We start from the raw sequence: 971 nt of genomic DNA, 5'->3' as shown, positions 1-971 counted from the left end.
GGCATATTTGTAGGCATAGTAGAATTATTCAAATTAAGTGTTTCAGACATCTCTTTTTTCACATTTTCTACAAGATCCCGCATAAGAGCAGTACGCCATATATCAAATGCTGAATAAGAATCACGTGCAATATTGGGGACTTCTGTCAAAAACTTTTTACCGGTGTCAGAATTATAAAATGCTGTAATGGCATCAAGCTCTTTTTGAGTAAAATATTTTGCATACACATGAGCAATCTCTTTTTCTAGATCAGAGCGCCTTTTAACTAAAGCAAGCGCTTGTTTATCAACAATATCAGAAATAGCTGTTGCCAAATTCGGATCATCACTGATTAGTTCATTTTTGAAATCATGGACTGCATTTGGTAAAAAGCTATCAAATTGATCCGTTGCATGAATGGATCTGATCGCCTTTCGCGCTGAATCTAAATGTTGATCACTCACACCTTGTGCATAAACCATTCCAACATTCACAACAAAAATAGCAATTGCACTAAAATATACGACAAAACGCTGAAAAGAAAATATTACTTTCATTTAATGATTACCCCGATCGCTAATTATAATTTTAATTCGTTATTCTACCTAAAATCTTTAAGACCCTTTTTTACTGTGCTAACATATCATCATGTAAATGCCTTTTCTAAAAATCAAACGGTTCTAAAACTTTTATTTGCCCATCAGCCATAGCGACAATTGCACGTGAAGCCAACCCCAAAAAAAGGCCATGCTCAACAACACCAGGAATAGCAAGAAGTGCATCCGATAATGGTTTTGGTTGCAAAATGCAGCCCCAAAATGCATCAAGAATAAAATGGCCACCATCTGTTTCAAAAGGATTTTTTCCATTCATTCGCAATGCAATTTTTCCAGAAAGCCCTAAATCATCAGCAACTTTTTCGATGGCTTTGCGTGTTGTATGGATACCAAATGAATTAACTTCAATCGGTAGTGCAAAAGCACCAAGTCTTT

General features: G+C 35.6%; 2 protein-coding genes. Both read right to left on the bottom strand.

From position 1 onward, the window contains the following. The coding region (locus tag ACFIO3_RS14025) for a DUF2059 domain-containing protein (RefSeq protein WP_375704680.1) at window positions 1-536 on the bottom strand (536 nt) is incomplete at its 3' end. Between the two features lie 106 nt (window positions 537-642). Further along, on the bottom strand, window positions 643-971 hold a 329-nt coding region (locus ACFIO3_RS14020; RefSeq protein ID WP_375704679.1), incomplete at its 5' end, for a ribose-5-phosphate isomerase A.

It is taken from the genome of Bartonella sp. AD328YNZD, assembly GCF_042196425.1.
This window is presented reverse-complemented; position numbering and strand designations above follow the sequence as displayed.